This window comes from Bradyrhizobium sp. Mp27, from assembly GCF_029953005.1.
In the GTDB taxonomy this organism is placed as follows: Bacteria; Pseudomonadota; Alphaproteobacteria; order Rhizobiales; family Xanthobacteraceae; genus Bradyrhizobium; species Bradyrhizobium barranii.
The window spans coordinates 1-8,229 of record NZ_JASAUS010000231.1 but is presented as its reverse complement, the minus strand read 5'-3'; the positions used below and the strand labels follow the sequence as shown (position 1 = coordinate 8,229).

Annotated in this window: 8 protein-coding genes and 2 pseudogenes; 7 read left to right on the top strand and 3 right to left on the bottom strand. The window is 56.3% G+C overall.

The window, feature by feature from the left end:
* From QJT78_RS46235 to QJT78_RS46220, 4 genes are all read left to right on the top strand, one after another.
* On the top strand, positions 1–668 hold a 668-nt coding region (locus QJT78_RS46235), incomplete at its 5' end, for a hypothetical protein (protein ID WP_281460666.1).
* Between the two features lie 5 nt (positions 669–673).
* Complete coding sequence (locus QJT78_RS46230) at positions 674–1,369, top strand: hypothetical protein (RefSeq protein WP_028153925.1); 696 nt, start codon at positions 674–676, stop codon at positions 1,367–1,369.
* Positions 1,370–1,539: 170 nt separating this feature from the next.
* Entirely contained in the window at positions 1,540–3,249 is a 1,710-nt protein-coding gene (locus tag QJT78_RS46225; RefSeq protein ID WP_281460665.1) for an AAA family ATPase, read from the top strand.
* Positions 3,249–4,085, top strand: coding sequence for an HNH endonuclease signature motif containing protein (locus QJT78_RS46220; protein ID WP_281460664.1), 837 nt, complete (start codon positions 3,249–3,251; stop codon positions 4,083–4,085). The genes QJT78_RS46225 and QJT78_RS46220 overlap by 1 nt, the downstream gene beginning before the upstream one ends.
* A 99-nt stretch (positions 4,086–4,184) precedes the next feature.
* Here the strand turns inward: QJT78_RS46220 and QJT78_RS46215 are convergent.
* Together QJT78_RS46215 and QJT78_RS46210 are read right to left on the bottom strand one after the other, a co-directional pair.
* A pseudogene (locus QJT78_RS46215) lies at positions 4,185–4,410 on the bottom strand (transposase); the annotation flags it as partial.
* A 61-nt stretch (positions 4,411–4,471) separates the two neighbouring features.
* Positions 4,472–4,696 (bottom strand): UPF0149 family protein, encoded by a 225-nt coding sequence (locus tag QJT78_RS46210; protein ID WP_038954026.1) that lies wholly within the window; start codon positions 4,694–4,696, stop codon positions 4,472–4,474.
* 517 nt (positions 4,697–5,213) lie between these two features.
* Here QJT78_RS46210 and QJT78_RS46205 point away from each other — a divergent pair.
* The 3 genes from QJT78_RS46205 to QJT78_RS46195 all read left to right on the top strand — a co-directional run bounded on the left by QJT78_RS46205 (position 5,214) and on the right by QJT78_RS46195 (position 7,705).
* On the top strand, positions 5,214–5,393 hold the full coding sequence (locus tag QJT78_RS46205; protein ID WP_240537870.1) for a hypothetical protein: 180 nt from the start codon (positions 5,214–5,216) through the stop codon (positions 5,391–5,393).
* A 186-nt stretch (positions 5,394–5,579) separates the two neighbouring features.
* The gene (locus QJT78_RS46200; RefSeq protein ID WP_038954027.1) at positions 5,580–6,608 is read left to right on the top strand and encodes an IS110 family transposase; all 1,029 of its coding nucleotides are present in this window, start codon (positions 5,580–5,582) and stop codon (positions 6,606–6,608) included.
* A 416-nt stretch (positions 6,609–7,024) separates the two neighbouring features.
* Positions 7,025–7,705, top strand: a complete 681-nt coding sequence (locus tag QJT78_RS46195) for a hypothetical protein (protein ID WP_038945836.1) — start codon at positions 7,025–7,027, stop codon at positions 7,703–7,705.
* 123 nt (positions 7,706–7,828) lie between these two features.
* Here the strand turns inward: QJT78_RS46195 and QJT78_RS46190 are convergent.
* Positions 7,829–8,047: pseudogene (locus QJT78_RS46190) on the bottom strand (ISNCY family transposase); the annotation flags it as partial.
* Positions 8,048–8,229 lie beyond the last annotated feature (182 nt).

Here is an 8,229-nt window from a genome sequence, read left to right as displayed (position 1 = left end):
CCGGCGGCTCTTCTTCGTCATCTTCGCTCCTGATTCGCAGCAAGAATCCTCGCCGCTGTCAGGCAGAAAATCCACTCAAGCTACTGTCCGAATTTGCGGGGCCAGCTCTCACACCGATTGGGCAGGAGCATCGCGAGACCGCAGACGAGCACGCAGCAAAGGTCTATGGACACTGGCGACGAACGACCTTCATCAGTTGCTGGTGCGCCTCAGAGCATGAATCTCACGCGTTATGGCGGGTGTTTTGCGGGGATAAAGAAGGGGTAGCGATTCAAACCACGGTGGGCAGACTTGAAGCGCATTTTGGTAATGTCGCTCTTCGAAAGGTTCGTTACGCCGAACCAAAGGCGTTGGGCCGCACTCTAACCTTGGATGACGTGGCGATATTGAAGCGTCCCTTTTTTGACTTTGAGAAGGAGGCGCGGGCGATTTTCCGGGATGACACTCCGAACCCAAAGTTAGATAAAGGCGAATTCGGCTTTCGATTTCCTTTCGACCCAGCGGAGGTTTTGGAGAGTGTAGCTATCCACCCCGGGGCCGACATCTCGTTCTACGAAACCGTCTTGTGGGCAATCGACGATCACGCCAAACCACTCCGCGATAATGTCTCATGGTCATCCATGAGGGAGCGTCCGCCCTTTCAGAAGCCACTGCCGTACCCGAAATAACTGCTATGTCCGAACCAGATGAAAACGCGCCGTATATGAGAGCGCTCCGCACCTACGAGACGGAGCGGCAAGAGCAGTTTGCGGCTGAAGTTGATGCGATCCCGTTCGACGTTTCGGATTTGCAGCGCGCCATGAGCCAGCTTGCGCGCGAGGACATTCGTTTCATTCCCGTTATTGCCTGCGCCTTTGCCGACACTGAACTGGAGAAGATGTTCAAGCAGTTTCTCCCCGACAATATCCCGGGCGGGAAAAGCAGCATGTTGGGACGCTTTGGACCGATATCGAACCTGTTTGCACGCATCCAATTCGCCTTTGCGTTCGATATGGTTCACTCCGACGTTTTGATGGCCCTGGATAAGCTTCGAGGCTATCGGAACAAGATCGCGCACACGTGGGACCAAGAAACGCTGCCCGATTTCGTGGAAACACCTCTTCCGAACATGGACGATTTGGAGGGTGCATTCCTTCACATTGACATCAAGGACGGCGGCGATGGCGAACTGTCGGCTGAGGGATCGCTCCGCCTGCGAACGGTATGGCTTCTCGGCAGACTATTTTATGAAAGACGGTTCTACAGTCTCGCCAAGGCGGCTCACATCGACCCGTACAAGGCCTTGTATGGTCCAGGTTGCCCTAAGGCTTATTCGAAGGTTTCAGGAGCCGCGGCACTCTACACGCAGCGCGTCTTCGACCGTGAATGAGCAGTCATTTATCGCCATTGGCGTGCTTGAAAATGAACTGCCGCCGCTCATCCGCATTTCCTGTTGCCACAGCAGTGTGGATCAACGGTTCGCATAAGCTATTGATTAGAAATCTACTTTCCCCTACCAATTAACAGCGCCTGCAACATCGCGGCTTTCCTTACAAAATCATGGCCGAACAGTTTCCCGCAAATGCCCCGATCCCGATCGTTGTGGCGCGAAACGCGGAAGCCGCAATCGCCGCTTTTTATGATAGACCGGCGCTAGCGATTCTGCCCGTCCATACGGACTGGAATAACTTCGGTCATCATTTCGGCGCGATCCTGCTCGTGATGACTTCCGCCAGAGAGGCTAAGTCCCTCGACATACGCTTCATGTTCGAGGGGAAAGACCGAACCGAACATGCGATCGCTGAGTTGCTCGGCGAGAGAGCCTGGGCACCTCTTGCCGAAGCCCGTCTTCCCTATTGCTCAGTGCTGGGAAGTCTAGATCTATACCGCGAAATCGTTAGTCTTCTCGGTTTCGAGCGGGCGGTTACGGCACTGCGCTACTTGGGCGACGCTGTGGTGTTGCGCTTCGAAAGGACAGACCCCGCAAGGGTCGCGCTCCTGGAATCGGAAACGTTTTCCTACGGCGCGCTGCGGACCGAATCCACATATGTAGCCTATCGTCGCGGAGCAAAGTATTTGCGACCGCAGCCGATAGTCGATGTCGAGGATGCGGCAACGAGTTTCGTTGTGACGGCGCATCTGCCATCGGCAGACAATCCCTACGTCGTGGATTTTGATTTTGATCCCGATACGCTTTCCCGCAATCGAATAACGGTCCTGATCGGAAGGAACGGGACCGGCAAAACGCAGTTGCTGCTAAACTTCATCGCCGCGATGCGGGCCGGTCACGACGCCGATCCCCAGAGCCATCCGGTTAGCATTAGTCCACCAGCTTCCTTCAATCGTGTCTTTGTCTTTTCCTCGGTAGCATCGGATGTGTATCCGCGATCCATTCCACCGTGGTTAGGGGTGGACTATCAATACTTTTCGATGATCCTGAGTCCACCGGGTGAGGAGAACGCGCTTACGTCGGCTATCACCGACTGCTTGCGGGACGATGGCAAGATTGCCTTTACGCCTAGCGGCGGCTCTATGTTCGCCCGGACTGGGCGCATGGCTTTGCTTGACAAGGCGCTAGATTCGCTGGGGTTTGCACCATCTGTTTATCTCCCTCTCAAATCCTCAAACGAGCCCTACGACCTTTTTACTCATCAGCGCGGCGATCGTCTTTATTATCGGCTCGCTGATGCGAAGAACTTAAATGAAAAGCGCCGCATACTGTTGGCGCAAGCTATCGACCTTCAACAGCAGCCGGTGCTCTTTGGAATCGGGCCGGGGGTGCGTGAATTGAGCAGTGGCGAATTGGCGATGCTGCGTTTTGCGGCACAGGCCGCTGGCTCAGCTGAGCGCGGGTGTTTGTTTCTGTTCGACGAGCCGGAAACGCATCTTCATCCGAGTTTTGTCTCTGAGTTCATGGGTATCTTGAACACGATTGTGGCCGCGACACAGTCCGTCGCGATTATCGTAACCCATTCCGCCTACGTGGTTCGCGAGGTGCCCAGCCAAAGGGTGCGTATCTTCTCATTGGAAGATCGCAAGATTGCTATCGACAAGCCCCGGCTTCAAACATTTGGGGCGAGTATCGACAGTATTTCCCAGTTCGTCTTCGCGGACACAAGCATATCGCACCAATATCAGGAGACCCTGCAAACCTGGCTTGATTCGCTCGGCCCCGGTATCTCGATCGAAGCGATTATTGAACAGTTCGGCAACCAGATGAACAGTGAGACGCTTTCCTACGTCGCGCGCCTCATTCGAAGCCGTTCATAATGATAAAGATAGACGCGCCGTTGGCGGCAAACGACGACGCTCATTTGAAGAAGCTCTGCGATCGGCAGCCGTGGCCACCCCATTACGCTTTATGGCAAGCAGCCTACGCGGGGTATCGCAGCCATAACGGCAATCCGTGGTACATCGCCCCAACGGCCTTCGTCCCTGACGTCAGCGATCAGCAAACGGCTCTTTACGAGTCGCAATCAAGCTCGCAACGGATTGTAATGATCCGCCGGATGCAGTTGAAGAGCTGTCCAATGTGCGGTTCCTCCGTAACCGGAACGGTGGATCACTATCTTCCTAAAGAAGAGTTTCCGGAGTTTTCGCTGATGGCCGCAAATCTAGTGCCAGCCTGCTCTCACTGTAACTCGGGTAAGAAAGGCCGCACATTTCGAGGCGCAACCCCGAATGAAAGGTTCATCCATCCATACTTTGACACGCTGGCGGGGGAGCCGTTGTGGCTGACGCGCATTATTCCACCCTATGAGGCAGCACAATTTGAGGCGGCCCCCTTACCTGGCTTGAGCGCAAACCATAGTGAGCTCGTGACATTTCATCTGCGCCATGTTCTCGGGACTCAGTTCGATCGTAACGCCGATAACCTTTGGGCAACTTACCCTCAGTATCTGAGGGATGAGGTTGGGGGCACTGCTCCGGTATCGCCCGGTCGCGCCCGCAAAGAGGTCGCCCGCTCACTGAGAACGAGCATTTTGACCTCAGGAGAGAACAGTTGGAATGCGTCGTTCTTTAGGGGGCTCTCGGAGGACGGGGAGGCAAGAAAATATCTGGCTCGCGTCGCGCGGACCCTCACGGCCACGCCGCTTCCCTTATGAGCGGAGTTCTACCCTATCGAACCCACAACTCGGCTTTCCTGGCCGGAAATCCATTTAAGCAATACGCTCTTGCGCGCGCAGAGAACGGTACCGAGCCTGAACTCTGTGCTTGTCGGCCTCGAGGAACTCCTTGGACCAGTCGTAATACATCGAGGCGGCAATGCCCTCGCGCCGGCAGAGCTCGGAGATATTCTCCTCCCCCCGCAGTCCTTCCAGCACGGATACGGATCTTCTCTTCCGCCGAATACTGCCGGCGCGTCTGGCGCCGAATGTCCTTTAGCACTTGGTCTGCCGGCGCTTTGCCCAGTCCGGATTTCTGCTTCATCTGCGCTCCTGGTGGCTACGATGAACCAGAAATCCTCCCTCCGCAAATCCTTCAATTTGTCTCAGATGCGCTGACGGCGAACAGTATGGTCGAGATTCTCGAAGACCGGCTGGTCCGTACTGTCCTCATGCCACACGACTGGAAGCCAATCGCTGGACGTGATCTGCTCCGGGCAGGCCAGCAAACCGGCGATAAAGCCGTCAAGCTCTTCGAGCAGCATCGTTTCCTCGCCGAGGGCGAGCAATTCCTCGTCAAGCTGCTTGAGTCGGCGCGACAGACCGGACATGGGCACTCCAATTCCATGGCAGCACGGCCTTGCCAAAGCCCATTGCCTTCCAACGCCTCGCATGAGACTCGACAGATGATATCGAAATTCCGCTCAGACCAACAAGGGTCAACGCAGCGGTTAGTCCAAGCAGTGAAAATGCTCTGCGGCGCGAAATCATTCCAGACTGATCGTTCACTTGCCTCCTTAATCTTGGGTGAAAAAATAATCCCAGCTCTCACGAGCGTGAGTTTGACTTCGATCAACACTCTTCGAATGAAGACGTTTTAGACTACTACCCCATCGGAATCTGGTTCGCCAACACGCGGTGTAGCCGCCGCACCTTCGATACCTCGCGATGGTTTGCGCGCGCTTGACTATTGATGCCCTCCGCGTCGGGCAATCGTGCATGAAGTCGGTAAGCATTCTCATTGGAAAATGGATGGCGCGGACTTGGTACGTAACCTTTGAGGCACAGAAACGGGGGATTCTGCCTAGAAGGCGAAGCCCTCGCGTGACGAGTACCTTTGACACAGAAATGGAGGCCAAGGAGTTTGCGCGGCAAAAGGTCAGCGAAGGACTTGCCGTCTACGCTGGCACCATCAATCCCTATGTGCCGAAGCAACTCATTTCGGCAAGCCGAGTCTCGACGTGGCTTGATGATGCGCAAGAGCCAGATTCCGCTCAGCCAGGACGCGCCCACTCGAAGGAGAAATAGCGAAAAGGAGTCATGGGCTTTCACTGAAATGGACACGCCCATGTTGCCATTTTGATACACGCCATCTTGCGGTGTGAGAGCAGGGTTGGAGGCAATGCATAGAAACTCATGTGCTGGTGTGGACGGCCTCTCATCCCCACGGTTTGATGGCGCTCTCGGCGTCACGGAAGATGAGAGGAAAGTCTAATGAATATTCCCGTTCGTATCGGCATGGATACTTCGAAGTCGGTGTTCCAGCTTCACGGTGTTGATGAGAATGAGGTAGTGGTCGTTCGGCGCCAGTTTCGGCGAGCCGAGATGATCCGCTACTTCGAGCGGCTTCCGCCAGTTCTCGTCGCCATAGAGTCCTGCGGCAGCTCGCACCATTGGGGGCGCCTGCTGCAATCGTTTGGACACGAGGTAAAGCTAATCCCACCTCAGTATGTGAAGGCCTACGTGAAACGCGGCAAGAACGACGCGGCCGACGCCGAGGCGCTGTGCGAGGCGGTCACCCGGCCCAGCATGCGGTTCGTACCGGTGAAATCGAAGGAACGGCAAGCGGCTTGCATGTTGATGACCGTGCGAGAACGCCTGGTCAGCGTGAAGTCTCAGCTCTCCAATGCTTTCAGAAGCTATGCCGCTGAGTTTGGTATCGTCGGCCCCGCCGGCCGGCAGAACGTAGCCGCACTCATCAAACGTGTGCTGGAAGACGATAGCCTGCCGGAAATGGCGCGGGATCTCTTCCGCTTTCAGGCGGACGAGTATGCCGCGGTTGAAGCCCGCCTGGCGAAGATCGAGGCCAAGCTGATGAAGTGGCATCGCGAGGACGACATCTGCAGGCGTATTGCGACAATTCCCGGCATCGGTCCGATTGGGTCGTCGATGCTCAGCATGAAGGCACCGCCGCCCGAGACGTTCAGATCGGGTCGCGACTTTGCGGCATGGCTCGGACTGACACCCAAGGATCATTCAACTGGCGGCCGGCAAAGACTCGGCGGCATCACAAAGGTTGGAGATTCTGTACTGCGATCGACGTTGATTGTCGGTGCCACCGCGCTGCTGAGGCATATCCACAAGGGTCGTCATAAGCCCACACCATGGCTCGCCTCACTGCTGGAGCGAAAGCCGCCGAAGTTGGTTGCGGTGGCGTTGGCCAACAAGTGTGCCCGCATCGCTTGGCGCTTGATGATATCGGGCGGCGTGTACAACCAGCCGGTAGCAGCCATGCCGACTTGATCTGAAATCGGACCGCGAGCGAGGTTGCTCGGCGGATTGCCCACGAACTTGCAGGACGCAGTAGATGGAAGGACCGATCGGTCGATACGCGCGAGCTTCCGAAGATTACACTGGCACCACGAGTGTCGCCCATGTGCTTGGAGCGTGCGTAGCGAACATCATCTCGGCCAGCGGACTTTGTCCGCGCAAACAGGCCGGACATCTGATAGCAAGCGATCTGGTCAGAAGTCTGCTACAATCCTGGCAAGTGGGGGGCCGTCTACATCTGTAATCTCGATAGACTAACCGGCCGAACAGTGCAGCAACCTCCGAAATTCGCCGCGCGCGGTGCGCATTGTCACGGAACAGGATCTCACGCGCGTTCGACGCTGCATGCCCTGAGCTTTCTTGCGATGGGATTTGTTTCCACGGAAAGCATGGCCGACAGCGCGCATGTCACTGGCTCGGCGCTCGCACAACAATTATCTGCCGAGGACTACAGCGCTTATCTGCTCACACCGTTCAAACTAGCCACGCAGCCCGCTCTCAAGCAGTCCGTTTTTCTGTTTGGTGGAAGGACGAACTCGGGAAATCTAGGAGATACCTTTAAATTTGGCATTGGCGTGCCGTCTTCGGAACTCACCTACGACAACTACATCGTGGGCGGAGCCTATCAGCGGGACTTCTTTCAATTCAACAGCGGGTTGCTCTTGGGTGCCGAAGTCGGCCTCGCCGACAGATTCGGGCATTACAAAGTCTGCTGCGATACCGTCACGTACGCTGACAGGGTGATGCATTCTGCGGAGCTGTGGGCGGGCGTCAGCTTTCGGCATGAGGGCCTCAAGCTGTTCGATGCCGTTCGGATCTCACCTGGGTTCGTCTTTGGACTAAGTGCAATATCTAATCCGATCGGACAGGAGGGCGAACACCAACTTGTCCATCAGGGAAGCGCAAGGCTGCTTTTCTATTTGGGTTTCGAGCTTGCGTTTGGTTTGGCAAGCCTGCCGAACACCGAACTCGTCTATCGCATTCAGCACCGCTCGGGGGCCTTTGGAACACTCGGTGGCCTCAAAGAGGGCAACAATGCCAACGTTATCGGCATACGTCAAAGATTCTGAGGAAACTGGCTGAGCCATGAGTGCGCTTCGTTCGCGGGGCGTTAAATAAAATAGGTCAGCCATGCGGAGATGGCGGGGGTTTCGGAGCGCCCGGCCTCCTCCGCTGGCACCTGGCACATCATTGAGCGGGTCGGGACGGCGCGGGCCTCTCTTCGCTTTCACGATTGGCCGATCCGTCGGTCGCATAGCTCCGTCCTTCCAGGCGGTTCGTAGACTTGCCAGAAAGAGATCAATCGATTGCGATGCCGCAGCAGGATTGACGATTGGCTGGGTATCCGCAAGCGCGGCGAGGCGTTCCTGCGCGCCGCGGATATCGCGCAACAACGCGACCGGGTCGAGAGCCGCATCACATCCGCGGTGTGCGCGTTTCGCGGGATCGTGAGCGCGGATTTCAGGGGATCGTGAGCAGAGAGTTCAGACGATCGTGAGCAACGATTTCGCGGGATCGTGAGCAAGGCTTTCGGAGCCTTGCAGCGCTTCGGCCGACAACTCAACCGGCTTAGGGATGACCTCGTGGTTAACGA